This window comes from Xanthocytophaga flava, from assembly GCF_030068545.1.
Taxonomy (GTDB): Bacteria; Bacteroidota; Bacteroidia; order Cytophagales; family 172606-1; genus Xanthocytophaga; species Xanthocytophaga flava.
Genome location: NZ_JASJOR010000006.1, coordinates 194989 through 220774 on the forward strand (window position 1 = coordinate 194989; position 25786 = coordinate 220774).

The window sequence follows — 25786 nt, forward strand, 5'->3', positions numbered from 1 at the left end:
AATTAGGTTCCGATAAGAATTTATCTATTTTGATTTCTCAAAACTAACACAATTGAAATTAAACTAACTACACTTCCTATGATGCTAAGGATTGGTGCAATATCAGATGCGATCTCACGAAGAGGGCGTTTTACAGGTTCAATATAGATAATATCATTAGGTTGTACTATTAAATTTGCTTTAGTCATTCCCTCAATGGTAGATAGATTGATCAAATGTACTTCAGGATCTTTCAAATCACCTCTAATTAAACGAATATTTCCAGCTTTAGCATTTTCATTAATACCTCCGCTAAGAGCTAATACCTCTAATAGATTTATATTTTCATTTGTAAGAGGCACTACTGCGTTTCTTGTAGCACCTAATACAATAACGCGTTTATTAGCAAATTTAACATTTACAAAAGGATCTACATAATAGTTATTATATGCAACAGATAATAAACTATCAGCCTGTCGTATAGTATATCCTTCAAGTTTGATTGCGCCAACCTGTGGTAGTCTCACCATACCATCTGATTCTACAAGAAAATTAGGTATTGTGGTGGTAGCAGCTGTTGTTGCAGTACCGGCAACTGCTCCAGGTTTAGGAATATTAACATCTATTAAACTTTCACCTTTGTTGCTATAAAGTTTTATCTCAAGCAGATCTGATTTTTGAATAAGATAATTCTTCTCAAGTTTTTCTATACCAGCTGCAGCCTGCACTAATCCTTTGGGAAGTCTTTCAGATTCGGTTTGCAACATAATATTTTGCCTGTAAGAACGACAGCCAAAGAATGAAAGTAAGAAAAATAAAAAGAGAAGTTTACGCATTCTGAATAAGTCAAAATATATTATTTATTACAAAAATGACTAAAGGAAAACATGTATGGATTTTAACTACATAGTTTTTATTGATTCTAATTTAGGTAATTGAATATCTTTCTCTGAAACAACTGGATTTGAAATTCCCCAAGATATATTTAGCATTGGATCATTCCATATGATTCCCCCTTCTGCTTCTTTATTGTAAAGATTAGTACATTTATATTGTAAAATAGTATCTTCTAAAGCTAAAAATCCATGCGCGAATCCTTCCGGAATATAAACCATATTATTGAGTTCACTATCTAACAAAAAAGTCTCATATTGGCCAAAAGTAGGAGAATCCACCCGTATATCAACAGCTACATCCAACGCCTTACCTATTATTACTCTAACTAACTTTCCCTGCGCGAAAGGTGCTTTCTGAAAATGTAATCCTCTTAATACGCCTTTCTTTGAGAATGATTGATTGTCCTGAACAAAATCAAATGGAATTCCATTATCTGAGAAACGTTTCTTCTGATAAGATTCGAAGAAAAATCCACGTTCATCCTTAAATATCGGAGGGATAATTTCAATTAAGCCCGAAAGAAAGGTGTGTCTAAATTGCATAATTCTTTGTTTAATAAACAAAACTATATATATTTTTCATAAAGCATATAATTTTGTCAATTCTATTCTGTTTTCTACCAAGCAACAATGGTAGAAGCATATGACTTTGAAGAAGATACTAATACTAGCTCTTCAATAGAGGCCTGATACTTCTGAATAACGAAGTTTTCATCAAATTTTTTCTCTATCTTCTGCCGGCTTGCCTGCCCCATTTGATGTAAATCAGCATCAGCCAAAGAAAGCATTGCTATCATCTTTTCTGCAAGGTCTTTACTATTTCTCGCCTCACATAAGAATCCGTTAATTTGATCATCTACCACTTCTATACAACCAGGCACATTAGTGGCAATAATTGGCTTTGCCATTGCAGCAGCTTCCAATAAACTTCGAGGAGTTCCCTCTCTGTAGGATGGTAACACAATACAATCTGCTAGCCTGAATACAGATTGTATATCATCTGTTGGTCCCAGATATTCCAAGACGCCCTGATTGATCCAATTTTGAAGAGTAAGTTCTTTAACCCCAAACGGACTGTCATCTTTAAATCCAACTAGTAAAAACCGAATATCCGGATATGTCTGTAGAACAATACGGGCAGCATCAGCATATTCATGAATACCTTTATCCTGAATCAGTCTGGCCGCAAGCAGAAATGTAAACTTTGCATTACGCTTAAATTCTTCTGGCTGAAACTTCTGTATATTAACTCCCGAACCAGGAAGAAGATCTGTAATTTTTTGATTAACCAATCCCTTATCAATAAAATATTTTAAATCATCTGAATTCTGAAAAAATACTTTATCTGGAAATTTAAAAACATATTTATATAACTCTCTTGCGATTTTACTGGATCTACTCTCACGTAAAAACACTGTACCAAGTCCGGAAACATTGTTAATTACAGGAATACCTGATAGCTTTGCGGCTATAGTACCATATAAATTAGGCTTAATAGTAAAATGCAGAATAACATCAGGACGAATTTTCTTATACAGCTTATATAACTGATAGATATAAGCAATATCCTTGCGAGGATTGGTTCCTTTATTTTCCAAATTAACAAAATGGTATTTACAACCTTCTTGTATCAGATGCTTTTCATACCCATCAGCAGGAGCAATGGTATGTACTTCATAATTTTTATCTAAGAAGGAACGAATTAGTCCCAATCTAAAGTTATAAATATTCCAAGCTGTATTAATAACTATTGCGATACGCATCTGCCATCAAAGTAATTAAGCCGCAAATTAGTGATAAATCCAATGAGCACAATTAGTCTGTTATTGTTTTAATAAACTTTTTGATTCAATATATTACAAGTATAAGTATAACAGTATCAATGTTGTATATTATCAATACGATAAAAGACTGTAACAAGTTTTTTATTTACAATAAAAACATCGCAAACAACTGAAAAACAATTAAATGCAAAAGAAGAAACCAATGTTTGACACTGCTCCGATAGTAAAAAAAGCTATCTTGGTTGCATTAACATCGGCTAAGCAGTCTGTCGACAAAACAAATGAATACCTGGAAGAACTTGCTTTTCTGGCAACAACACTAGGTGTAGAAACAATTGGAAGATTTGTACAAAAATTAGATAGACCAGATACAAGAACTTTTGTTGGAAAGGGGAAACTAGAGGATATAGAGGCCTTTGTTAAAGACAAACAGGTTGATATAGTTATCTTTGATGATGATTTAACTCCATCTCAACTGAGAAACCTGGAAAAGGTACTGGCTTGCCAGATTTATGACAGAAGTCTATTAATTCTGGATATTTTTCTTCAGAGGGCGCAAACGACACAAGCCAGAACTCAGGTAGAAATGGCTCGCTATCAATATCTCCTGCCGCGTCTTACCCGTATGTGGACTCACCTTGAAAGACAGCGAGGAGGAACAGGAACTCGTGGTGGTGCAGGGGAGAAAGAGATAGAAACTGACCGACGGATCATTCGGGATAGAATTTCTTTATTACGGGAAAAACTGAAAGAAATAGACAAACAAAGCCATACGCGTCGGAAATCCAGAAGTCAGATTGTACGAGTAGCATTGGTAGGATACACTAATGTTGGTAAATCGACATTAATGCGTCGATTAGCCAAAGCTGATGTTTTTGCTGAGAATAAGTTATTTGCAACAGTAGACTCAACTGTGCGGAAGGTGGTGCAAGATGGTTTCCCATTTTTGCTCACAGATACTGTTGGGTTTATACGTAAACTACCAACTACACTTATAGAATCGTTTAAATCAACATTGGATGAAGTGCGGGAAGCTGATATTCTCTTACATGTTGTTGATATTTCTCATCCTTCTTTTGAAGATCATATTGAGGTGGTAAATACTACACTAGCAGAAATCGGAGCTGCTGATAAACCTATGGTTTTGGTCTTTAACAAATTAGACTTGTATAAACCAGAAATAGAAGAAGGGGTAGAAGATGTAGAAACAAGTATGGAGGCAAGTATTGAAAAATTAAAGCAAACTTATCTCAAAAAGAATACTGAAAATGTTGTTTTTATTTCAGCTGAGAAAAAAGAAAATCTGGAAGAGTTGAGAACAATATTATTGGAAAAGGTAAAAGAAAAACACTTTCTAATTTATCCTAACTGGATGCCTGAAAATGCAGCCATGTGGAAGGATTGGGAAACTGTTGCTGAAAACGAATAATTTTTTCACATTTGTGGTTCGAAAAGTGAATTAATCACCTTTTCAGGTCTCGTAGTTCAACGGATAGAATAGAAGTTTCCTAAACTTTTGATCTGGGTTCGATTCCCGGCGAGACCACAAAACACACTGTCTATCAAATAATTACACAAAAACATTGATAATCATCTTGACAATAATTAAGCTTTCAGATATTCTGAGAGCTTTTTTTATTCCCCACTAAGTCACAGAACATTATTCCTACTAATGGTAAAAGATAAACATCTCTCCGCTGATAGCTAAAAATCCTGTTAAATAAATTAGTACCTACTTTGTGAGAATCAACCTCTATTTATATATTAACAATAGTATCTTTTTCTATTAGTAAACCTGCATTTCTTCCTTCTGGCGTTCCTGAGTCCAGTAAAAAATACCAGCAGCAATAGCTGTTAATGCTGTAATAACAGCAAGCACCCAAAAGGCACTATTCCAACCATTGTATTGAGCCAGACGTCCTGTAAGCCAAACCGAAAGCGTTCCTCCCAGATAGCCTACTCCGTCTACCAGTCCAACGGCAGTTGCAGAGCCTTTGCGTCCGCCCAGATCCATAGACATGGCTCCTGCCAGAAAAGAGTATGGCCCAAGCAGTAATAAGCCTATTAAAGAAGAAAGAATCAAAGGAATAATCTGTCCTTTCAAATCAGCAGCCATCAAAATAAGGACAAATGTCATAGGTACACATCCTAGCAGGATTAGAATACTCCGTTTACCTCGCAATGCAGAATCTGACAAAAAACCTGCTGCAAGTATAGATACCATACCAAATACAGGATATAAAGAACTGAATTGGGAAGCTGCGCCTTCTGATAAGTCAGCAACTTCAAACAAATAGGTAGGCAACCAGAAGTTAAAAGCTTCCCGAATAGCAGTCAGGCCAAATGACATAATCAGAAGCAGGATAAAAGAGAGACTACTAAAATAGGTCCGAAGAATTTCTCCCAACGAAGCTTTTTGTTCATTACTATCTTCCTTCAACAAACTATTTGGGTTAATTTCCGGAGCATCAAACCCCATACTCTCCGGATCATTTTTGACAGCCCACAGACAAAATAGCGCAATGAGAAACAAGGTCCCTCCTGCCACAAAAAATAACTCCTGCCAGGTTAGCCCCCACCGGATTAACTGGCCCAGCCATAATTTGGCGACAATATCTCCAAATAAATAGCTCAGGCTTAATAAGCCCATAACTTTCCCATAATTACGATAAGAAAACCAGTGTGCTGTAATTTTAACTAATCCACCCCATCCCATTGATTGCACAGCCCGATTAAATACTACAGCCACAAAAAAAACCAGAACTCCTCCTAAGCCAAATAAAATGGTGGCTAGCACAGAGGCAATCATTCCCAATAAGAAAACACGCTTTCCCCCTATTGCATCTCCTATCAATCCATTGATTACCTTTCCAATAGCATAGGCAATCACCCCAGCCGAAGCTATTTTGCCCATCATTTCTTTGTCAATGCCCTGATCTCCAAATTCCTGTATAATCAAAGGAGTAGCTACTGCCAGATTAGACCTACAAAGATAATAACCACTATATCCAATAAAAAGACCAACTGCTGTAGTAGTTTGCCAGAAACGGGATGATTGCATAGAAGGATGAAGTTGTTAAAGAACAGGCGAATTTGTGAAAGTGCAAATGAATTTTGGAGATTCAAATCCAGGCATATTATTTATTGGTTAAATTGTGATCATTTACAAAGTCTCTGAAAGATTTTTGCTTAATCAAAATACGAATCAAAATGGACATACAAGATAAGAAGAAGAATTTCTTTGATTATGTATATGAGGTAGTGCGATTAGTACCAGTTGGCAGGGTGACTACATATGGCGCTATCGCAGAATATTTGGGGGCCAAACGTTCGGCACGAATGGTAGGCTGGGCTATGAATGCAGCTCATTCAATTGATGATGTGCCTGCACATAGGGTTGTCAATCATAAAGGCGTCCTGACAGGCCTGCACTTTTTTGGAAAGCCAGACAGAATGCAATCTCTACTGGAAGCTGAGGGCATTGAGGTAAAAGATAATCAGGTGCAGAATTTCAAAAAAGTATTCTGGGATCCAGGATTAGAGCTAATGTAATACATTATAAACTACTCTCAGCTTTTTCAAAAATAGCTTTCTTGTATGAAAATTGTACCTTTGGACAGGTAAACAACAAATATTTAAGCGCCTGTGTTACTTTTTTACGCACCTGATTTTACAACAGATTCGCCCTTATTACCAGAAGAAGAAACGCGTCATGCCTTAAAGGTATTACGGTTAGAGACTGGCGAGCTCATACATGTAACAGATGGGAAAGGCAACTTATATACTACTAAAATTGTCTCATCTGATTTAAAAAAACCTCGTTTCCAGATAATGCAACATCAGTCGCATTATGGAAAACGGGACTATTTTATCCAAGTGGCAGTAGCACCCACCAAAAATCCAGACAGAACAGAATGGCTGGTCGAGAAATGTGTGGAACTGGGCGTTGATACAATTAGCTTTATTCAGTGTGATCATTCTGAACGAAAGCATGTCAAAACAGATCGACTGGAAAAAATTTGCATTTCTGCGATGAAACAATCTCTGAAAGCACAATTACCCGAAATACAGGATATCATTCCTTTTGAAAAATTCGTTACTAAAACAGACCTCTGGGATCAGAAGTTTATAGGCTATCTGGATGAACAGAAAAAATACTATCTTTCGGAAATAGCCAAACCCAATCAACGATACTGTATCCTGATCGGACCAGAAGGTGATTTTTCGCCCAGAGAGGTAGGAATGGCACAACAACAGGGCTTTATTCCTGTAAGTTTAGGAGAAAGTCGCTTACGTACGGAGACAGCAGCAATGGCGGCTTGCCATATTCTAAACATTATTAATCAAAAGTAATTATATGAGATATACTCACTATAAACATGTTTTCGCCTTCTGCCTGCTTTTGTTTACACTTCACCTGGCAGCACAACAACCTGTACTAAAAATCGCTAAGTTGAAATATAATGGAGGTGGTGACTGGTATTCCAACAAAACATCCTTACCGAACCTGATTACTTTCTGCAATCAAAACCTGAAATTAAATCTGGCTCCTGAGGAAGAGGTGGTAGAAGTAGGTAGTGCGGAATTATTTTCTTATCCATTTGTCCATATGACAGGTCATGGCAATGTGGTATTTTCAGATGCAGAAGCTAAAAACCTTCGTAAATACCTTATTTCAGGTGGCTTTTTACATATTGACGACAACTATGGCCTGGATAAGTTTATACGATTGGAAATGAAAAAGGTATTTCCAGAACTTAACTTTGTTGAGATCCCGTTCAATCATCCGGTTTATCATCAGCGTTTTGAGTTCTCTAAGGGACTGCCTAAGGTACACGAACATGATGGCAAGTCACCTCAGGGATTTGGAATTTTTTATCAGGGCCGCCTTGTCTGCTTTTATAGTTATGAATGTGATCTTGGAAATGGCTGGGAGGATCAATCTGTCTATAATGATCCGGAAGATAAACGCCAGCAGGCTTTACGTATGGGAGCAAATCTGATTAGCTTCGCTTTCACTACTTATTAACAATATTTTTTGCGGCAGAAGCCTAATACTGTGCATTAAAGAAAATCCAAATAATAAAAGAACCAGAGTTTAGTTCAAATAAAACGATTATCAGAGTTCTGCTACTTTTGTGGGACAATCAGAATTCTGATAATTGTAAAATATGATCAATATTTTGATATTCTTTCCCACATGATCAAAACTCTGGTTAAAACATCTTCTGATCAGAAATCCATTTACTTGTGTCTATCTGTATCTCTAATCAAAATTTCCCTTTTCTTCAGGAGTAATCAGAGATCTAATACTTTTCAACCTATTGCTGTACTACCACTGTTTCTCCTAATAACCATTGCTTTACCAACTTTTCATTAGGAGTGATCTCTCCTAGCCTACAATCTTGGGGGTAATATAAAACAGGGCTATTCGATGCATGTTCAATAACTACCTTATAGTCGGGGAAATATCCGCTGGAATGAATAAAATATACCTGTCCTTTTTGATGCAACAAGAATCCAACATGATTGGAGAGACCAAAAATATATAATCCTTCTTTGAGGAGAGTTCTTACAGAATCTTGAAAAGCAGATACACTTTCTGCATTGAAGAAAATTCCGATAGGTTGTTGATGTAGGGTTTTTATTTCACTATCAGGGGCTTGTTGAGCCATCTTGAATCGATTTATTTTTAGCCCGGCATGGTTCAGTACTGTAGAGACAAAATACCCACAGGCAATTTCACCTTTTTTGGGTGTTTCAGTATATCCCTCAAAACTCCAGGGAGTACCATACCAGTGTGGGACTAACTGGTTCACAATTGCGTTTGTCAGATAACGTCCGGCAGAGTCCAGCACTTTCTTTTTTTCGACTTGTGTATTTGCCTGTAAATAAAGCCGTTTTAACCGTGATTGAGCTGCTGATACCTCCTGCTTTTGTCTGGCATAGTCACCTTTGGGTGTAATAACTATTGTACTGGAATCTACCCGTGTGGCTACTACAACTTTCTTGGCCATAAGAGCAGCCTTCTGAAATTGATGATTCTGTAAGCGGGAGGCAACAACAAATAAAGGAACAGCAATGGCAATAGCTGCCATAAATGATTTTTCAAGAGTTGAAAACCTCATAGTATAGAGACAGAATAGTTTGGTAATAAAGATTTCTATTCTTTAACGGATCTTTTGTAGCTTTCTGTAAGCTTTCTATGAATTATTTTTTCAATGAATAAGTAACCACGCTGATTCTGATATTTAGCTTTCCATCCAGTCTTTAAACAATTGAGCCTTTTCTCTACTAACTAATACTTCCTGAGAGGCCTCGGGCTTTAGCTCCAACTTTAACTTTCCATTAAAATAGGTATGAATGCGGGTGATAGATGACAGTGACGCAATAAACTGTCTGTTGAGGCGAAAAAAATGTTGCGGGTCTAGTAACTTGTCTAACTCTTCCAATGTATAGTCTACTAAAAATTGTCGGCCGTCTTTGCGTATAAGACAAACCATCTCGTTAGCCGTCAAAAAATAGGCAATTTCTTCCTGAGCTATGGGAATCAACTGATCATGTTGTTTGACCAAAAAACGATTCTTATACTTTTTTCCGGAAGTGTGCAGATTATCCAGCAATGATTCTATTCGAAGTGCATAGTCAGAAGGAGAAAATACATTTTGCATTTCTTTGAATTTTGCTAATGCATCTTCTAACTCCTGTTGCTTGATTGGCTTCAGTAAATAATCGATGCTTTTGACTTTAAAAGCCTTGATAGCATATTCATCATAGGAAGTAGTAAAAATGATAGGAGCCTTTACAGAGAACAATTCAAATATATGAAAGCTAAGTCCGTCTGAAAGTTGAATATCTGAAAATATCAGGTCTGGTAACGGATTTACAGAAAACCAATTTCCGGCAGCAGCAATACTATCCAGTACACCTATAATCTGAATATCAGCATCTGCTTTGTGAATCATTTTCTCGAGCCGTTCTGCAGCTGGGTATTCGTCTTCAATAATAAGGGTTTTCATATGGCTTGTAACAAAGGAATCCGAACAGTAAAAAGATCCGGACTTTTGTGTATATTAACTTGTTTGTCTGTAAGCAAGCTATAACGATTAATAATATTCTGTAATCCTACCTTAGTAGATTTTTCAAAAGTTATCTTTTCCTGAACATTATTTTCTATAGCCAGATAGTTACCATCTTCTTGTGATATCTTTATAGTAAGAGGCTTGTCTTTGGAAACTATATTGTGTTTGATAGCATTTTCTACCAGCATTTGTATACTCAAAGGCGCCACCTGTTGTTGGTAAGCGTTGGAAGAGATTTTTTTCTCCACTTTCAGATTTTCCCGAAAACGAACTTTATTAAGATAGATGTAGGCATCCAGGAAATTCATTTCCTCTTCCAATGTTACCGTATTTTTTTCCCGGCTTACCAAAACATATCTGTACACATCTGCGAGACGTTCCAGATATTCCTGAGCTGGTGCATTCTCATCATCAATCAGAGAGGCTAATGTATTCAAACTGTTAAATAAAAAATGTGGGTCCAGCTGGTTTTTTAGTGTTTCCAATTGTGACTGCACATTTTCGCGCGCCGATGCTTCTGTCTTTTTTACATTCGCTTTCCAGGACTCAAAAAAGAATACACTTTCATAAATCAGCAGACACAGAAATGTAGGTATTAACCCAACCAGGCAACTTCCCATAAATGAATCATAGGTACATGAAAGATCTGTAAAATACATAAGTATCACATCCAGTATGCCAGGCACGATAATACTGTACAGCAAACTATACAGCGCAAGCAAAAGCAGTCGTTTCCGGGTTTGTGAGTAATGTGGAAACTTATGTGTAAGTTTCTTCCAAATCCATGCGTTCCCAACCCAATATAAAAACGTAAATGAACAAGCAGTAAGCCAACCTTGTAGAAAATCAATACTTAACCAAGAAACGCCTCTTGTATCATGTGAGAAAAAATGCATAACCAATCCAATCAATGGGACGCCGACCCATCGATACTTCATATCATCTATGATTACTTTCTCTGTTGCCATTTATTAGTTGATTACTTCAGATTAGATCAATTGTTCTGTAAATTACAAAAACTACCTGATTTCTTGATACATGGATTGTATCTAAGCCAGAGCATATTCTCCCTTCATTCTGAGCCCAAACTCTTCAGCCGTTATTTCTGGGTTACCTAAATCCTTCCAGGATTCTTGTGCATAAAAGTTTTCGGGGCTATTCTCGAAGTAATCAAATAACGGCCCCAAATACTTCAAATGTCTACAACATCTGTCAGTTCTGTCTGAATAATTTCTATATCAGGAGGCAGAACCATCTGTGCTTTGGCAGGGTTGTGCACAACTGTTCTTACATGAAAACCCTTATTTACTAACTCCTTAACCACCAGAATAGCAAATACCCATTAGCCCCGATTGCAGCAATTGTTTTGATAGTGTTCATAGTATAACTAATTAAAATGTCAACTTATAGTATGGAATAGGAAGGAAGCCTTGCTGATAGGCTGTTCCAATACGATTAGTTCGGGGATTATAAGCCTGCTGGAATATATTCTGATTATTGGTTATATTCTGTAGGTCTATTGCCAGTTCGTGTGTAGAATGCTTGCGGTTCATTTTATAACCGATTTTTAGGTCTGTCCGAAAATAGGCACTTTGTTGTTTGGTATAAGCTTGACTGTCATCAAATATAGTAGTATTCATTTCTGCCGAACGAGCCATGTCTATTACCTGAATATATCTTCCGCCAGTAGTAGTTAGTTTCCAGTTTATGGATAGCACATTATCTTTCTTCCCAATATGGAATTCTTTACCTGCCAACAAATTGACCACATATTTGTTATTGAAAGGAGAGTTACGTTCAATAGCATCACTTCCTTTGTATTTGGAATCAAAGAATGATCCTGTAACCAAAAAGTAATAATTCTTAGAGAAGTACTTTTCCAACGTAACTTCTAAGCCATAATTCTGGCCAGTGCCTTTATTAACCAGACTATCTACACTAATTGGATTAAAGTTTGCGCCTTCTGTCAAGATTGAATAATAACTCGGTCTCTGCTCTACAGGCACATCATATAATGACTGGTAATAAGCTTCTACTTTCAGATGCAGATTTTGTGTCAGGTTTCGTTCATAGCCAAGTACAAAATGGTGGCTTCGGGTAAAATCCAGATTCTTATTTGTTTGTGTATACGAACCATCTGTCTGCTTTGTCTGATAGAAATACACTAAAATAGGCAGCAGATTACTATGTAAACCATACGCGATATTTAAAGAACTACCAGGAGTCAAGGCATAATTAAAGCCGATACGGGGCTCAACTGCCGTCTTGTTATTCAGTTGATAATGAAGCACACTAGCACCTGTATTCATACTTAGCTTTTCATTAAAGCGATGCTTCCACTGTGCATACCCCTGGAATAACAACGTATTACCTTTATTACCAATCAACTGTTTTGTTTCAGGATACAATTCTTTATTCTGAAGATTAAATTGACTTAGATCTGCAATAATCCCTTCAGAAATTTTATCTCGTGCACTAAGCTTATGACTTAGGTATGCATTGGCTGATAATTTTTCATTTGTAAAGCTAGCTGTATTGGTATGAATTTCTTGTAGTATATCTTTTGAATTCTCACCATTATAAATTACAGTGTCTCCTTCGTAGTTTTGAGTAGTTCGTGAACCAGATACGGTCAGCTTACCATAGGTACGGTCAGAGAAACGATGTTCATACGAGATGGCACCTATTCCTGTTGAGAACTTTACTCGCGTATTCTCATTTTCATCTTCGTAAGCATCCCCTTCTGTATCCACATCTTTACCCCAAAAGTTTATATGACTCTTCCCTCCAATTGTCCAGGCTGTCAGTGTACCTCGTTTTCCAACAGGAATATCGGTCTTGAATGTAAAATCCTGATAGTACGGAGTACCTGCTATCTCAAACCCTAAACTGGACATCAGAGCAACTGCTGAATACCGATAGTTAATCAGATAAGAAGCTTTTGACTTTCTCGAATAGGGTCCCTCAGCACCAACTTCCAAACCATTAAATCCTGATTGCAGCAAAAACTCATTTTTTTCATCATTGCCTTTTCTTAGCCTTAGGTCAAACACTGAACCTAATGCATTAGCGTACTCAGCAGGAAAAGCCCCCGACATGAAATCAGATTTAGCCAGAAGGTTAGCATTTAACATAGACACAGGACCACCTGTTGTACCTAAGGAACTAAAGTGATTGGGATTAGGAATATTTACGCCATCCAAGCGCCAGAGCACAGAGGAAGGAGAATTTCCCCTTACAATAATGTCATTACGAGCGTCATTGGCACCACTTACGCCTGCAAAATTGGCTGCCATACGGGAAGGATCGCCTAAACTACCTGCATATTTCAGTGTTTCGGAAGGATTGAAAGGTCGAGAGCTGAGAGTGACCATCTCGTTATTTGTCACTCTGTTATCTTCACTTCGCTTATACGTCACTGTAACTTCATTCAATGTATGAAGACTCTCAGTCATGCTTAGATCCAGAATGGTTTCCTTTCCTGCATTGACAATCACATCAGCCAGAAACAAATCTTCGTATCCTACAAATGTTATCTTCAGACTAGCTCGTCCAACTTTAACATTTGAAAGGCGGAAGCTACCATCTGCATCCGAACTGGTACCAATTGGAGGATTGGTGCCTAGTACCATAATAGCAGCTCCTACTATAGGCATTTTTGAAGCCGCATCTGTAATTTTTCCCCGAATAGTCTGGGTAGATTGTTGGGCAAGAAGATTGCCTGTAAACAATAAGAAGAGTAGAGTAAAAAAATTGCCTTTCATAGTTCTCAAATGGGTTTGTATAAATATCTGATTCAAAGATCATTGATAAACCTTTTGAGTAAAATCCGAATACAGGTGAGGCGTAAATGCAGGAGGCTGAACCGTAAAACAAGGACGGGGAAATCAAAAACATGAGTCACTCCAATTTAAGTTTTGTGCATAATTCGCTGCAAAAACTTTTTTTGAAAAGATAAGTCAATCTGTTTAAGTAATGAAGAGATTACATACAACTCCAATCACTTTTTATTTTGATCAGAGTTCCGGTCATTTTTTTGTTTGCGCATAACTCACGTCAAAACTTTTTTTGATCAGAACTCCGATCACTTTTTCATCTTGCGCATAGTTCACCACACAAACAAAATCCGATCGGAATTCACCACAAACTGCTGATTGAATAGAGCTATGCACAAGATGAAAAATCAAAAAGCCGTAAGGAAATCCCTACGGCTTCATAAAACCCCGATATATAGTATATTACCAATACCGGCTATACAATACTATTAAGATAAGAACAACTGTTGCGGCTCCAATGGCAAAGCTTCCGGATACACGGAACATCTTAGGGTCAATTTGAAGACCTTTGGGATTGTTTTTGCTTTTAGGGTCTGATAATGAGAGAATAATCATACCCAATACACAGATTAAAAATACAAAGCCCATTCGATCCAGGAATGGAATTTCATACAGGCCAGATTCCGGGTTAACGACAGCAAATCCCATTGGGCTCAGGAAAGACAAATCCATCCAACCTGGCAAAAACTTGAAAATGATAGATAAAATAAAACCTCCTACAATCGCAAACAAAGCCGCTGCAGATGTAGTACGCTTCCAGAAAAATCCAAGAAGGAATGTAGCAAAAATCCCTGGAGAGAAAAAGCCTGTATATTCCTGAATAAACTTAAAACCACCTTTTTCTATACCTAGGAAATCAGAAATAGCAATAGCGATTACCATTGCTACCACTACGACCAGACGCCCGGTTGACACTAATGTTTTCTCATCAGCCTCTTTGTTGATATATTTTTTATAAATATCCAATGTAAAGATTGTAGAAATAGAGTTTGCTTTACCTGCCAGTGATGCCACAATAGCAGCAGTTAATGCAGCGAATGACAATCCCTTTAATCCGGTAGGTAATAAGTTCAATAATACAGGATAGGCACGGTCGGCACGAACTGCACCATCTACAGTCATTTCCTGATGGAATTCGCCATTTTGATACAATACATAAGCAGCAATTCCAGGTAATACAACGATAATAGGCATCATCAGCTTCAGGAACGCTGCAAATAAAATTCCATTTCTTGCAGTAGGCAAGTCAGCCCCCAAAGCTCGCTGTGTGATATACTGATTACATCCCCAATAATTCAGGTTCACAATCCACATACCACCAATCATAATGGTCAATCCGGGAAGGTCAAGATAATTAGGGTTATCCTTTTTGAAAACCATATGGAAGTGATCATCCGCTTGCTGCATCATCGAAGTAAGTCCATTCATTACACCGGTTGTATTGAATTTATCAGATACCAGGTTCAATGCCAGGTAGGTAGTCGCTAATCCACCCAATATCAGAAAGAATACCTGTATTACGTCTGTAAATCCAATTACCTTCATACCACCCAATGTAATGATTACAGCAAATACAGCCAGTGCAATCATACAAAACCAGAAATTGATTCCAGAGATTGTATTGATGGCTAAGGCTCCCATATATAAGATGGAAGTAAGGTTAACAATGATATATAACAGCAACCAGAAGATTGCCATAGTTGTACTCACAGTCTCATTGTATCGCTGACGCAAAAACTGAGGCATTGTGAATATTTTATTCTTTAAATAGATAGGCATAAAGAATGTCGCAACTACCACCAGTGTTGCTGCGGCCATCCATTCGTAAGTTGAAATACCAAGCCCCATACGAAAGCCGTCTCCAGACATACCAATAAATTGTTCAGCAGAAATATTGGATGCAATCAATGAGGCACCGATCGCCCACCAGGTAAGAGAACCTTCAGCCAGAAAAAAATCAGTGGAACTAGCCTCTGTGCTTTTTTTGCGTTGATAAATCCAGTAGCCATATCCAGCTACAACGAAGAAATAAATTAGAAAGACAATGTAATCTAACGTAGTGAGTTGTTGTGGCATTGGTGTTAAAAGAGAATTAAGTGTTAAGTATACAATTATAAATTTTCAGGCACGAAAGATAAACATTTGAAGTTAAATAAATCCAATAAATACTGTAAATTGTAGAAAAAATCGACAAATAAAATCTCTTACCTGATAAAGCATATTTATTTTAGTTTTGCAGAAAGCTATTTATTACAATGACAGTATTGGATTATATATATGAGCAGCCCAAAGAACTACAGTCTATATTACTGACATTAAGGCATTTAATACTCGATTCTTCTCCCCAAGTACAAGAACATTTTGATGGGGTACCTTTTTATACCTATCATAGATTATTTTGCTACTTGAATATTACCAAAACTCATGTTACCTTAGGAATGTGTCAGGGAAGAAATCTTTCTAATGAACAAGGCATACTCACCGGAAATGGAAAACAAGTCAAACATATTGTTGTGAAATCCCTGCAAACTATACCAACAACGAGTATCCGGGAAATTTTACAGGAAGCCCTATTAGTTAATGAATTACACGAAGAGACTAAAAAGAGAAAAAAGCGACAGAAGCATTCCCAAAACTAAGCAGACAGTAGAATTCTATACTACTATTCGGATGACTACTCTTTGAGAGATACTTTGTAAATTGCAGCCGATATAAAGGTTATGCTATATATAGATCAGCCCAATCTGCAGATTTCTTATAATCAGGTGTTGAATTGTACCATTCATACCTGGAAAGGCTATTTTCTTGAAGAAGAATATCGCCGGGCAATGAGTCATTGCCTCGATCTTGTAAGCAAAACTGGCGCACGAAATCTGATACTGAATATTCAGGCAGCAAAGTATGAATACTGGGTTGAAGACTCCTGGACTGCCGATATGTGGCTCCCTGAACTAATGCAAACTGATCTCCAAAAATTTGCTATAGTGGTTAATGAATCACAATTACCTTCTTCCAATTATTATTTTTATCCTTTTATCAATGATAGTCTTCTGGTGATCCGCTACTTCGCCTGGATCGAGGAAGCCCAAGACTGGATATCGCGCAAAGGACTTTAGCATTGTTTTTGCTCTATACTCAAATAGTTAGCTTTTATCAGTTCTATTTATCTCTACTAACGATCAAAGCGCCAAAAAATCAGTCGGTTATAAGTATCTATTCTTATTATTAGATGTTTGCAGAAATAGGAAAATAATTTTTTTGCATTAATTGTTGCAACATTAAATGTATATACATATATTTGCATTGTAATTAAACTATAAACGAGACACGTAAATTAATTAATCCTTATTCTAAACAATTTTTTCCCAATCATGAAAAAGTTAAACTTTTTGTTTGCTCTGGTTGCTTTGTTAGCAATTGCAAACATCGCCGTAGCTGACAATGGTAATGGTAAAGCAGCAAAAGCTACATTAAAAGCTGATGTTGCTAAAAGTTCTCTAAACTGGAACGGTAAAAAAGTAACAGGAGAACATAGTGGAACTATCAAACTTTCAAACGGAAGTCTGGATGTAAACGGTACTAAATTAACTGGTGGTACTTTCACTATTGATATGAACAGCATTACTTGTACTGATATCACTGATGCTGAATACAATGGTAAACTGATCGGTCACCTGAAAGCAGAAGACTTCTTTGATGTTGCTAAACATCCAACTTCTACTTTTAAAATCACTAAAGTGACAGCTAAGGGTGGAGAGAACTATGATATCACTGGTGATTTAACTGTAAAAGGAATTACAAAACCAGTTACATTCCCTGCGATAGTGAAAGTTTCTGCTAACCAAGCTGAAGCTAGTGGTAAAATCACTATCGACCGTACTAAATATGATATCAAATACGGTTCAAAATCTTTCTTTGCAAGCATCGGAGACAAAGCTATCAATGATGACTTCACAGTTGATTTCAAATTGGTTGCTACAAAATAATAATTGAGTTTTATAGTGAAAAGTAACCTGCTATTCAGATTGCGCTTTACTTTACAATAAACAAAAACCCTTCGCAAACGTGAAGGGTTTTTGTTTTTATAGATTTAGTTTTCTCTATGAATCAAACGTCCGATGAAGTCCCGCAAAGGTTGTTTCCGCTCTTCTGATACAGCAAGTAAATCCAGACAATGCAACCCCTCAGCAAAGAACTCGTTCATTTTGACTTCTGTTAAAGATCGAATATGCAATCTATTATATATATCTGTCACTTCCTTCACTTTTTCTTCTGCTTCAAAAGAGGTAGCATTTAACCAGCTTTGTAGAGTAACCTTACTATTTCCTTCTGCTAGTTCTAATGCTTTAATTAATAAGAAAGTCTTTTTATTCGCGATAATATCCCCTCCCACCTGCTTTCCGAACTTAGCCTGATCTCCATATACATCCAGCAAATCGTCCTTTAACTGGAAACCTGTACCTATAGCTACTCCCATTCGATATAACAAATCTGTCTCCTCCAAAGGTGCATTGGCCAGAATGCCTCCCAGTTCAAGACTTAGCCCGAGCAATACAGCCGTTTTTAACTGAATCATATTAATATAATCATCCTCTGAAACTGTTGGCAGCTGTTCAAAATTCATATCCAGTTGTTGTCCTTCACATACCTGAGCAGCACATCGATTGAATTTCTTCAAAGCTAGTGGAAGCTTTTCTGGCTTTACATGCAACAACAACTCATACGCACACACCAGCATTACATCTCCGGACAAAATTGCTACATTATTATTCCATTTATGATGAACAGTTGGTTTACCTCTACGCAATGGAGCAGCATCCATAATATCGTCATGCATTAAGGTAAAATTATGGAATACCTCAATCGCGATAGCAGGTTTAACGAACTGTTGCCAGTTGTCATCAAATAGAGAACTACTCAGCAATGTCAAAACTGGGCGTAAACGCTTGCCACCCAATGACATAATGTATCCGATCGGCTCATACAATTCAGGCGGGTATTGACCATATTGAAGCTGAGATATTTCCTGGTTAAGTGTATCAAGAATAATTTGAGTCATAAATAAAAATCTTCCACTAGTTATTAAGGCAGTGAAATAACTGATTTGAGGGTGAATTATCAAACAGATAAAGTGCATTTATTTTCCTACACTTACAAAACCCAATCAATTACTTCTTTTTAAAACCTATAATAGGTTCTTTTGTTTATAAATAGTAAAGTTAAAGTCTAAACAGACTGCAAAACCATCTTTATCGTAAAAGGCAACATGACTAGTATTAAAACAGAGCGACTAGAGCTAATTCCATTTGCAGAAGAGCACTATCAGGCAATATTTGTAAATGATAATCACAAGCTGGGTAAATTATTAGGATGCGAACCGCCTGAGAGCTGGACAGAGTATGATGACGCGAAAGAAGCTTTGCCTATTTTATATAAATTTTTTCTGGATCTGAATGGCGACTGGCGATGGGGATCTTTCTTTATCAAATATGATAACCAACTGGCTGGCAACTGTGGATTTAAGGGTAAGCCTGATACAAATAACTGTGTCGAGATAGGATATGAAATCCATCCTAAATTTCAGAATAAGGGATTGGCAACTGAGGCTGCGTGTGCACTTGTAAAAATTGCACTTGAAGCAGGAGTAATAACAGTAAAAGCTCACACATTTGAATTAGCAAATGCATCCGCACATGTTCTGAAAAAAGCAGGGTTTCATTCTACAGGACCTGTCCATGATCCAGATGAAGGATTAGTATGGGCGTGGAGTCTACATAACTCAACAAAATAAAACCCGTATGAGATTGATACTCAAACGGGTTTAACTCTTACAGTAAAAGAGTGCACTTATTTAACTGTTTGTTCTACACACCAAACCAGATCACGGACATTACGAACTCTGGAAAGATCCATATCAGAAAGCTGAATATTATATGTATCTTCAAGGTAAACTACTAACTCTGTAAATTCCAATGAACTCATTCCCAGATCGCTTTCAAATGTCTTAGATGGTTGCACAACTGATGATTGAATCAGAAAATGCTCTTTTAATATTTCTCTTAACTGCTGCAGAATTTGACTCATAACTGTATGGATTGATATTTACTTTCTAGACATTAAAAACAGTAAAAAGGTTGCAATTTTACCATTTTTAATATTCCATAACCTCCTGTTGATATATTTATTTAAAGAATTAACCGTCAAATTTACATATTAAACAATTACGCTGATAACAAAATACCTGAATTCATTCCAATGTATTTGTACTATAACACGATTAGTTACTTTAAAAATTGTATAAACGGACTTTATATTTTATAAAACCGAAAATACTATTGCCAGAACTGGGCACCATTTAAACGACTTAACTGCAACTGAGCCAATACTAACTGATATTTATACTGTAATTCACCTAGCTGTGCTTCTTCAAGAGCTGTTTGCGCACTTAGTAAATCCAGATTAGTAATGACTCCATTCTGGTAGCGACTATTAGCGAGCTTCATAGCATATTGAGCCTGTTCTACTTGTTGTCCATACATTTCTAGTTTCAACCGAGCAGCTTTTATGTCATTCAACGCTTGTTCCACATCACTTTTAACAGTCAGTTGCTGTGTCTCTGTTGAGTATTGAGACATCTTATAACTTAACTTTGCGATGTTTTGCTGTTGTTTAATCCGGTGACCTTCATAGATAGGTATAGAGAGATTAATTCCTGCTACAGTGTTAAATCGAAAACGCTGTATTTCAGGGACAATTCCATTTTTAAAACCAGCAGATCCCTGAAAAGCTAAAGTTGGCTTGGCATTATTGGACGCGATAGAAAGATCTTGTAAAGCAATCTGCTCCCGATCTTTGGCAATTTTCAGATCCCAGTTGTTATTTTCTGATTCAGTCTGCGTCCAGGAAAAATCGGCATCAGCAGAAATACTATTCTTTACATCTTTACCGGTTACAGTACTTAATAAGATATATTGTTTATCCAATTGGGTTTGTAAATCGACCAGGCGGGTTTCTGCATTTTTGTATCTTACTTGTGTTGCAACCAGATTATAATCTATTTCATCTCCATTTTTTATACGGTCTGCAATGATCTTCTCATTTTCTCTCAATAAATTGATTTGAGATTGTTGCACAACAATAGCTTTCTGAAGATAGATAATAGAGTAATAGAAATTAGCTACTTGATAGGCCAGAGTTGTTTTCAAGCTTTCCACTCCATCTTTACTTAATGCTTCTTCTGATTTGGATTTATCTACACTGGCTGTAGTTTTACCAAAGTCCCAAATAGTTTGCCTTACATTAAGAGCTGTGTTGTAGTTATTATTGGGAAAAAACTTAGCACTTATAGGATTATCTGGTAAGGGAATTACAATTGTTCCAACAGGATCAATGCGAGTGTAACTGGCACTAAAGTCTACTGTTGGCAAATGATGGCTCTCTGCCATTCTCGTTTTATAGGAACTAATCTCAACAGCTTGTTGCTGTTCTTTTATTTTTGGATAAAAGTCCAAAGATTGTTTTACCAATGAGGTAAGTGTTTCTGGAGCCTTTTGATTCTGAGCAAACCCAGTTGAACTGATTACTGTCAGCAGAAGGGCCAGGTTTTTTATAATTTTATTCATAGTATTTTCTATGGTCAATAATTCGTGATTTAACTCAATAACAGCTCAATGGCTATCTGCTGCAGCTAAGGCTGCCTTTTGAGCTTCTTCCTGAGATTTTTTAGGTGTACGAAGCAAAAAGATTAAAGGGAAAATAACGATAAAGAAGAGTGATACTATTCGAAATGTATCCAGGTAAGCCAGTAAGTAGGCCTGTTTCATGACCATTCCCTCCATCTGACGATAAGCCATCTGAGTAGCACTAAAAAACTCACCTGTGCGGGAAGCCATTGTGTTGGTAAGGCCATTTAGTCTTTCCATAAACAGCGGGTTCTCAGAAGTCATATTTGACATTAAGTCTGACCGATGCTGAGCTACCCTATTGGTGACATAATTATTGGCGATAGCAATACCTGTTGCTCCACCCAACTGACGTACCATGTTATTTAGTGAAATACCAGTAGGATATTCTTGCGGCTTTAATCCTGCAACGGCTTGGTTAATCAAAGGCAATTGTAACATTGAAATCCCTAATACACGTAGCAAATGTGCAGGAAAGAAGTCCCACATATTGGCATCTCCACTCAATGTTCCGGCCCATATCCCAAAGGCAATGAACAAAAGGAATCCTACCACAATAAAGGGTACAGGACGAGCCCCTTTTGCCATCTGCTTTCCTATAATTGGAAACATTGGAATAGCAATTAAGGTTGGAAACATTAGGGAAAGTCCGGTCATGGTTGAGGTAAATCCATTGATACGCTGAACCAACACTGGGTATACAAACACAGAGGTAAATAACCCAATACCTGATACGAAAGTAAATATGAGTGTCAAAGCCAGAGTACGATGCTTCAGTACCTTTAGATTTACCACAGGATGTTCCGTATATAGCTCCCAGACAACGAAGCTCACTAACCCGACAACTGCCACAGCAGTAAATAGAATAATCAGATGAGAGTCAAACCAATCTTCAGACTCTCCTTTTTCAAGAATAAACTGTAATGAGCCGATTCCAGCTGTAAGAAGAAAAATTCCCAGATAATCTATCTGAATCTGTTTTTTTCGTGTTCCTTCACCTTCTTTCTTTTCAATAAATAGAATAGTCAGTATGGACGCCAATACACCAATAGGCAAATTGACATAGAAAATATCTGACCAGGTAAGGTTATCGACAATCAAACCACCCAAAGTTGGTCCTAAAGTAGGACCTAGTACAATACCCATCCCAAACAATCCGGAAGCAATAGGTCTGTCTTTAGGTTCGAAAGCATCAAATAATATACTTTGAGAAGTAGAAAGCAGGGCTCCTCCTCCCACTCCTTGAATAAATCGCCAGAATACCAACTCCCATAATCCTTCTGAAGCTCCACAGAAATAAGAAGCGACCGTAAAAATGATCATGGATGCCAGATAATAGGTCTTTCTTCCGAAATATTCAGCCAAAAAGCCTGTCATCGGAATGATAATTACATTGGCAATGGCATATGAAGTTACTACCCATGCCACATCTTCAATAGTTGCACCCAACGATCCAGCCATCTGGTTCAATGCCACATTGACAATAGTAGTATCCAGCAGTTCCATAATTGCTGCGGATATGGTAGTAATAATGATAATAATTCTGTTAAAGCCTTTAGCTGCCATACATTTTAACGATTAGCTTTTGATTAGAATCCATTTGTCCTCATTGATCCATAGGAACTCATATACTTAGGATCTTTCATTAGTATACTCTCGTCTAATCGTTATTTCTTTATAGTTACGGCCACATCTGCACTCAATCCTGCTTTCAGTATGGAACGATATTTAGCCGCATCCAGAATTTCTATTTTTACAGGAACACGCTGAGTCACTTTTACAAAGTTTCCAGAGGCATTGTCAGGAGGTAATAATGAAAACTTAGCACCTGTCGCTTCAGATAAAGAAGCTATCTTTCCCTTCATGGGCGTGTTAGGATAACCATCCAGAACAATCTCAACATCATCACCCTCTTTGATATTTTCTATCTGACTCTCTTTAAAGTTTGCCACAATCCAGAATGTGCTATCACTAACAATAGTAAACAATGGCTGCCCTGGCTGAATAAACTGTCCAGACTGAATGTTTTTCTTTCCGATTCTACCTGTTTCCGGAGCATATACCTTAGCATAGCTTAGTTTCAGCTTTTGCTGTTCGATACGGGATTTTTGAACATTTAGCTGTGCATCGGCTTTCTGTAAAGTTGATTTTAAAATATCTATACGGGATTTAGCTACTGCTACCTCGTTAAGAGCAGCAACATATTGTGTTTCAAGTGTTGCATAGTTAGTACGTGTATCATCATATTGTTTTTGAGTAATGGCTTTGTCATTATACAAACGAGTATCCCGGTCCAGATCCTGTTTGGCCTTGTCCCGCTTTATTTTTACCAACTCGCCATTGGTTACCGCAGATTTCAATGATAATTGTGCATTTACAACATTTGCCTTCGCATTCGCAATATCAGCCTCTGCCTGCACATAAATAGCCTGCATTTCATCCAATGCTAACTGATATTCCGCTTCATCAATTTCAACAAGTAATTGTCCTTTTTTAACAAGGTCATAGTCCTTTACAGCCACACTCTTGACATAACCTGCTAAGCGAGGTAATACAGAGACCATATTTGTTTCAATCTGAGCATTATCTGTACTCTCATGATGCCTTGCATAATTGAAAGAAGATATGCCATACCAAATACCTATTCCCGCAGTAGTAATCAGTACCGCCCGGATAATAAGCTTCTTAGCAGGATTTGGAGTTTTTGTTTGAGTTTCCATAATTAAAAAATCCGATAATAAGTATGTATGTTTTGATTATAAAAGGGTTTCATATTGAACGCAACAAAAGTAAACCATGTTGACTAAAAAGTCAATACAGTTTACTAAATTTTAACATTAAAAAGAGATTAAAATAACATAAATAGCTAAATATTAGACATTTACACATAATAAAAAAATATAAAAGTCAACATAATTGACTTTATTGAAAAAATTATTGACTATATAGCCTTACATTACTAACTTTGCAAAAATTAATAAAGACAATTCTATGGACCCAAATCTGATTAGTTCAATACTGGAATTCAAGAGTAAGCGTAATCGTATCTTGGGCAGGCTACTTAATAAGTCATATAGATATATAACTGCTCTGGCAAGTGAGTTTTTGAAAAAGGAAGGCTATGATAATTTTAAAGTAGCTCATGTTATAATACTAATACATATCGATGTTGAGGAAGGTCTAATGATCAATACGATAGCTCAGCAGATAGGTGTTACAAAACAAGCAATCAGCAAAATAATCAAAGAACTTCTGGAAGAAGGGTATGTCTATGCTGAAAAACATCCAACAGATGCACGTGCATCTTTAATTCGCTTAAGTGAAAAAGGAGCTCATTTTATGTTAGCCTGGCAGCGCTGCACAGATCATATCGATACTATATTTAAGGATATTGTAGGTAGTAAGAGATTGGAGCAGCTGAAGGATATTCTGGGAGAAATTACAGAACATTATGAAGGGAATATGTGTAGAATAGACAATGATCAATTATTCCTGCAATAATATATTATACCAATATCAGTTTAAAACTGGTATTGGTATAATATGATCAAACATTTTTATTTGCGATTTACAATAGTAGCTGAGGCCTGAGCAGTAGGCAATATTACGATGTCGGCTAATACTACATGCGATGGACGGGATAATACAAACGCAATAGTATCTGCAATGTCATCAGTGGTCAAAGGATCTATACCTTTATATACATTTTTAGCTCTTTCCTCATCTCCTTTAAAGCGTACAACAGAAAACTCTGTTTCAACCAAGCCTGGATGAATACCTGTTACTTTGATTCCATGAGGATTCAAATCCATTCGCATACCATCTGTAATAGCTTGTACTGCAGCTTTAGAGGCACAATATACGTTCCCATTAGGGTATGTTTCTTTCCCTGCAATTGACCCTATATTAATCACATGTCCACTCTGACGTGCAATCATAGCAGGCAGTATATTTCTGGAAACATACAACAGGCCTTTTACATTAATATCTAACATAGCATCCCAATCCCTGATATTTCCATCCTGAACAGGAGATAAACCGTGAGCATTTCCGGCATTGTTAATCAGATAATCTATCGCCTTCCATTCTTCTGGTAATGAATTTAATGCACTTTCAACTGCTTGTTGCTCACTTATGTCAAATGAAAGAATATGTACCTTGATCTTTTTTTCCAAAAGTGTCTTTAGTTCTTCCAGGCGCTCTGTCCGTCTTCCACATAGAATCAAATTAATACCTTCCTGAGCCAGACGAATGGCAACAGCCCGCCCAATACCAGAGGTAGCGCCTGTAATTAATGCTATTTTATTCATCGATCTAATTAGAAATTAAAGGTGATTCAAAGATTATTGACCAAAAATTTTGTTTTTCGGTTCCTGCAAAGATATTTGTAAAAGGCAGGTTTCCACCTCGTAGAAAGTATTATTTTGGTAATAACCTTAATAATTTACTATTCTGAAATCAAATCGTAAAGCATTCTTTTTCCTTCGGAACATAGCTTACTATTCATACTTATATAAATTATATTAC

Annotated in this window: 24 protein-coding genes and 1 tRNA gene; 10 read left to right on the forward strand and 15 right to left on the reverse strand. The window is 36.9% G+C overall.

Annotation, left to right across the window (positions count from 1 at the left end; translation table 11 throughout):
* Positions 1-20: 20 nt before the first annotated feature.
* The 3 genes from QNI15_RS11375 to QNI15_RS11385 form a co-directional block, all read right to left on the reverse strand.
* A complete protein-coding gene (locus QNI15_RS11375; RefSeq protein ID WP_313995462.1) occupies positions 21-815 on the reverse strand; it encodes a polysaccharide biosynthesis/export family protein in 795 nt (264 codons plus the stop codon).
* A gap of 66 nt (positions 816-881) precedes the next feature.
* Positions 882-1418 (reverse strand): dTDP-4-dehydrorhamnose 3,5-epimerase, encoded by a 537-nt coding sequence (gene rfbC / locus QNI15_RS11380; protein WP_313995464.1) that lies wholly within the window; start codon positions 1416-1418, stop codon positions 882-884.
* 74 nt (positions 1419-1492) lie between these two features.
* A complete protein-coding gene (locus tag QNI15_RS11385) occupies positions 1493-2638 on the reverse strand; it encodes a glycosyltransferase family 4 protein (RefSeq protein ID WP_314031835.1) in 1146 nt (381 codons plus the stop codon).
* A gap of 205 nt (positions 2639-2843) precedes the next feature.
* Here QNI15_RS11385 and hflX point away from each other — a divergent pair, with 205 nt between their 5' ends.
* A complete protein-coding gene (gene hflX / locus QNI15_RS11390) occupies positions 2844-4088 on the forward strand; it encodes a GTPase HflX (RefSeq protein ID WP_313995468.1) in 1245 nt (414 codons plus the stop codon).
* A gap of 45 nt (positions 4089-4133) precedes the next feature.
* Positions 4134-4205, forward strand: a tRNA-Arg gene (locus tag QNI15_RS11395).
* Positions 4206-4445: 240 nt separating this feature from the next.
* On the opposite strand, the gene QNI15_RS11400 is transcribed toward QNI15_RS11395, so the two are convergent.
* The gene (locus QNI15_RS11400; protein ID WP_314031836.1) at positions 4446-5720 is read right to left on the reverse strand and encodes an MFS transporter; all 1275 of its coding nucleotides are present in this window, start codon (positions 5718-5720) and stop codon (positions 4446-4448) included.
* Positions 5721-5869: 149 nt separating this feature from the next.
* Here QNI15_RS11400 and QNI15_RS11405 point away from each other — a divergent pair, with 149 nt between their 5' ends.
* The 3 genes from QNI15_RS11405 (at position 5870) to QNI15_RS11415 (ending at position 7688) form a co-directional block, all read left to right on the forward strand.
* Positions 5870-6211, forward strand: a complete 342-nt coding sequence (locus QNI15_RS11405) for an MGMT family protein (RefSeq protein WP_313995491.1) — start codon at positions 5870-5872, stop codon at positions 6209-6211.
* A gap of 93 nt (positions 6212-6304) precedes the next feature.
* Entirely contained in the window at positions 6305-7012 is a 708-nt protein-coding gene (locus QNI15_RS11410; RefSeq protein WP_313995493.1) for a 16S rRNA (uracil(1498)-N(3))-methyltransferase, read from the forward strand.
* 4 nt (positions 7013-7016) lie between these two features.
* Positions 7017-7688, forward strand: a complete 672-nt coding sequence (locus QNI15_RS11415; RefSeq protein WP_313995495.1) for a DUF4159 domain-containing protein — start codon at positions 7017-7019, stop codon at positions 7686-7688.
* Between the two features lie 292 nt (positions 7689-7980).
* Here QNI15_RS11415 and QNI15_RS11420 read toward each other — a convergent pair whose 3' ends face one another.
* The 5 genes from QNI15_RS11420 to QNI15_RS11440 all read right to left on the reverse strand — a co-directional run bounded on the left by QNI15_RS11420 (position 7981) and on the right by QNI15_RS11440 (position 15653).
* On the reverse strand, positions 7981-8787 hold the full coding sequence (locus tag QNI15_RS11420) for a hypothetical protein (RefSeq protein WP_313995496.1): 807 nt from the start codon (positions 8785-8787) through the stop codon (positions 7981-7983).
* 123 nt (positions 8788-8910) lie between these two features.
* Complete coding sequence (locus QNI15_RS11425) at positions 8911-9678, reverse strand: LytR/AlgR family response regulator transcription factor (RefSeq protein ID WP_314031838.1); 768 nt, start codon at positions 9676-9678, stop codon at positions 8911-8913.
* On the reverse strand, positions 9675-10709 hold the full coding sequence (locus QNI15_RS11430; protein ID WP_314031840.1) for a sensor histidine kinase: 1035 nt from the start codon (positions 10707-10709) through the stop codon (positions 9675-9677). The genes QNI15_RS11425 and QNI15_RS11430 overlap by 4 nt, the downstream gene beginning before the upstream one ends.
* Before the next feature lie 423 nt (positions 10710-11132).
* Complete coding sequence (locus QNI15_RS11435) at positions 11133-13505, reverse strand: TonB-dependent receptor (RefSeq protein WP_314031841.1); 2373 nt, start codon at positions 13503-13505, stop codon at positions 11133-11135.
* Positions 13506-13979: 474 nt separating this feature from the next.
* Positions 13980-15653: a sodium/sugar symporter gene (locus QNI15_RS11440; RefSeq protein WP_314031842.1), complete on the reverse strand. Its 1674-nt coding sequence runs from the start codon at positions 15651-15653 to the stop codon at positions 13980-13982.
* A 179-nt stretch (positions 15654-15832) separates the two neighbouring features.
* Here QNI15_RS11440 and QNI15_RS11445 point away from each other — a divergent pair, with 179 nt between their 5' ends.
* The 3 genes from QNI15_RS11445 to QNI15_RS11455 all read left to right on the forward strand — a co-directional run bounded on the left by QNI15_RS11445 (position 15833) and on the right by QNI15_RS11455 (position 17563).
* On the forward strand, positions 15833-16216 hold the full coding sequence (locus QNI15_RS11445; RefSeq protein ID WP_314031843.1) for a DUF1801 domain-containing protein: 384 nt from the start codon (positions 15833-15835) through the stop codon (positions 16214-16216).
* 81 nt (positions 16217-16297) lie between these two features.
* The gene (locus tag QNI15_RS11450) at positions 16298-16693 is read left to right on the forward strand and encodes a hypothetical protein (RefSeq protein WP_313995508.1); all 396 of its coding nucleotides are present in this window, start codon (positions 16298-16300) and stop codon (positions 16691-16693) included.
* 255 nt (positions 16694-16948) lie between these two features.
* Positions 16949-17563 carry a YceI family protein gene (locus QNI15_RS11455; RefSeq protein WP_313995510.1) on the forward strand — a complete coding sequence of 205 codons (615 nt, stop codon included), beginning with the start codon at positions 16949-16951 and terminating at the stop codon, positions 17561-17563.
* Between the two features lie 104 nt (positions 17564-17667).
* Here the strand turns inward: QNI15_RS11455 and QNI15_RS11460 are convergent, their stop codons facing one another.
* Entirely contained in the window at positions 17668-18636 is a 969-nt protein-coding gene (locus tag QNI15_RS11460; RefSeq protein ID WP_314031845.1) for a polyprenyl synthetase family protein, read from the reverse strand.
* 207 nt (positions 18637-18843) lie between these two features.
* Between QNI15_RS11460 and QNI15_RS11465 the strand changes: the two genes are divergently transcribed.
* On the forward strand, positions 18844-19368 hold the full coding sequence (locus QNI15_RS11465) for a GNAT family N-acetyltransferase (RefSeq protein WP_314031848.1): 525 nt from the start codon (positions 18844-18846) through the stop codon (positions 19366-19368).
* Positions 19369-19424: 56 nt separating this feature from the next.
* Here QNI15_RS11465 and QNI15_RS11470 read toward each other — a convergent pair whose 3' ends face one another.
* The 4 genes from QNI15_RS11470 to QNI15_RS11485 form a co-directional block, all read right to left on the reverse strand.
* Complete coding sequence (locus QNI15_RS11470; protein ID WP_313995516.1) at positions 19425-19661, reverse strand: acyl carrier protein; 237 nt, start codon at positions 19659-19661, stop codon at positions 19425-19427.
* 248 nt (positions 19662-19909) lie between these two features.
* A complete protein-coding gene (locus QNI15_RS11475) occupies positions 19910-21199 on the reverse strand; it encodes a TolC family protein (protein WP_314031850.1) in 1290 nt (429 codons plus the stop codon).
* Between the two features lie 45 nt (positions 21200-21244).
* Positions 21245-22825, reverse strand: coding sequence for a DHA2 family efflux MFS transporter permease subunit (locus tag QNI15_RS11480; protein ID WP_314031852.1), 1581 nt, complete (start codon positions 22823-22825; stop codon positions 21245-21247).
* Positions 22826-22926: 101 nt separating this feature from the next.
* Complete coding sequence (locus tag QNI15_RS11485) at positions 22927-23979, reverse strand: HlyD family secretion protein (protein ID WP_314031854.1); 1053 nt, start codon at positions 23977-23979, stop codon at positions 22927-22929.
* Between the two features lie 271 nt (positions 23980-24250).
* Between QNI15_RS11485 and QNI15_RS11490 the strand changes: the two genes are divergently transcribed.
* Positions 24251-24760, forward strand: coding sequence for a MarR family winged helix-turn-helix transcriptional regulator (locus QNI15_RS11490; RefSeq protein WP_313995524.1), 510 nt, complete (start codon positions 24251-24253; stop codon positions 24758-24760).
* A gap of 56 nt (positions 24761-24816) precedes the next feature.
* On the opposite strand, the gene QNI15_RS11495 is transcribed toward QNI15_RS11490, so the two are convergent.
* A complete protein-coding gene (locus QNI15_RS11495; RefSeq protein ID WP_314031856.1) occupies positions 24817-25569 on the reverse strand; it encodes an SDR family NAD(P)-dependent oxidoreductase in 753 nt (250 codons plus the stop codon).
* Between the last annotated feature and the right edge of the window lie 217 nt (positions 25570-25786).

Coding starts and splice junctions, on each gene's coding strand:
- QNI15_RS11450 (WP_313995508.1), top strand. CDS start 16,298: ATGCTATATATAGATCAGCCCAATCTGCAGATTTCTTATAATCAGGTG.
- QNI15_RS11400 (WP_314031836.1), bottom strand. CDS start 5,720: ATGCAATCATCCCGTTTCTGGCAAACTACTACAGCAGTTGGTCTTTTT.
- QNI15_RS11455 (WP_313995510.1), top strand. CDS start 16,949: ATGAAAAAGTTAAACTTTTTGTTTGCTCTGGTTGCTTTGTTAGCAATT.
- QNI15_RS11475 (WP_314031850.1), bottom strand. CDS start 21,199: ATGAATAAAATTATAAAAAACCTGGCCCTTCTGCTGACAGTAATCAGT.
- QNI15_RS11375 (WP_313995462.1), bottom strand. CDS start 815: ATGCGTAAACTTCTCTTTTTATTTTTCTTACTTTCATTCTTTGGCTGT.
- QNI15_RS11460 (WP_314031845.1), bottom strand. CDS start 18,636: ATGACTCAAATTATTCTTGATACACTTAACCAGGAAATATCTCAGCTT.
- QNI15_RS11440 (WP_314031842.1), bottom strand. CDS start 15,653: ATGCCACAACAACTCACTACGTTAGATTACATTGTCTTTCTAATTTAT.
- QNI15_RS11415 (WP_313995495.1), top strand. CDS start 7,017: ATGAGATATACTCACTATAAACATGTTTTCGCCTTCTGCCTGCTTTTG.
- hflX (WP_313995468.1), top strand. CDS start 2,844: ATGCAAAAGAAGAAACCAATGTTTGACACTGCTCCGATAGTAAAAAAA.
- QNI15_RS11485 (WP_314031854.1), bottom strand. CDS start 23,979: ATGGAAACTCAAACAAAAACTCCAAATCCTGCTAAGAAGCTTATTATC.
- QNI15_RS11445 (WP_314031843.1), top strand. CDS start 15,833: ATGACAGTATTGGATTATATATATGAGCAGCCCAAAGAACTACAGTCT.
- QNI15_RS11495 (WP_314031856.1), bottom strand. CDS start 25,569: ATGAATAAAATAGCATTAATTACAGGCGCTACCTCTGGTATTGGGCGG.
- QNI15_RS11435 (WP_314031841.1), bottom strand. CDS start 13,505: ATGAAAGGCAATTTTTTTACTCTACTCTTCTTATTGTTTACAGGCAAT.
- QNI15_RS11465 (WP_314031848.1), top strand. CDS start 18,844: ATGACTAGTATTAAAACAGAGCGACTAGAGCTAATTCCATTTGCAGAA.
- QNI15_RS11385 (WP_314031835.1), bottom strand. CDS start 2,638: ATGCGTATCGCAATAGTTATTAATACAGCTTGGAATATTTATAACTTT.
- QNI15_RS11480 (WP_314031852.1), bottom strand. CDS start 22,825: ATGGCAGCTAAAGGCTTTAACAGAATTATTATCATTATTACTACCATA.
- QNI15_RS11425 (WP_314031838.1), bottom strand. CDS start 9,678: ATGAAAACCCTTATTATTGAAGACGAATACCCAGCTGCAGAACGGCTC.
- QNI15_RS11490 (WP_313995524.1), top strand. CDS start 24,251: ATGGACCCAAATCTGATTAGTTCAATACTGGAATTCAAGAGTAAGCGT.
- QNI15_RS11430 (WP_314031840.1), bottom strand. CDS start 10,709: ATGGCAACAGAGAAAGTAATCATAGATGATATGAAGTATCGATGGGTC.
- rfbC (WP_313995464.1), bottom strand. CDS start 1,418: ATGCAATTTAGACACACCTTTCTTTCGGGCTTAATTGAAATTATCCCT.
- QNI15_RS11470 (WP_313995516.1), bottom strand. CDS start 19,661: ATGAGTCAAATTCTGCAGCAGTTAAGAGAAATATTAAAAGAGCATTTT.
- QNI15_RS11405 (WP_313995491.1), top strand. CDS start 5,870: ATGGACATACAAGATAAGAAGAAGAATTTCTTTGATTATGTATATGAG.
- QNI15_RS11420 (WP_313995496.1), bottom strand. CDS start 8,787: ATGAGGTTTTCAACTCTTGAAAAATCATTTATGGCAGCTATTGCCATT.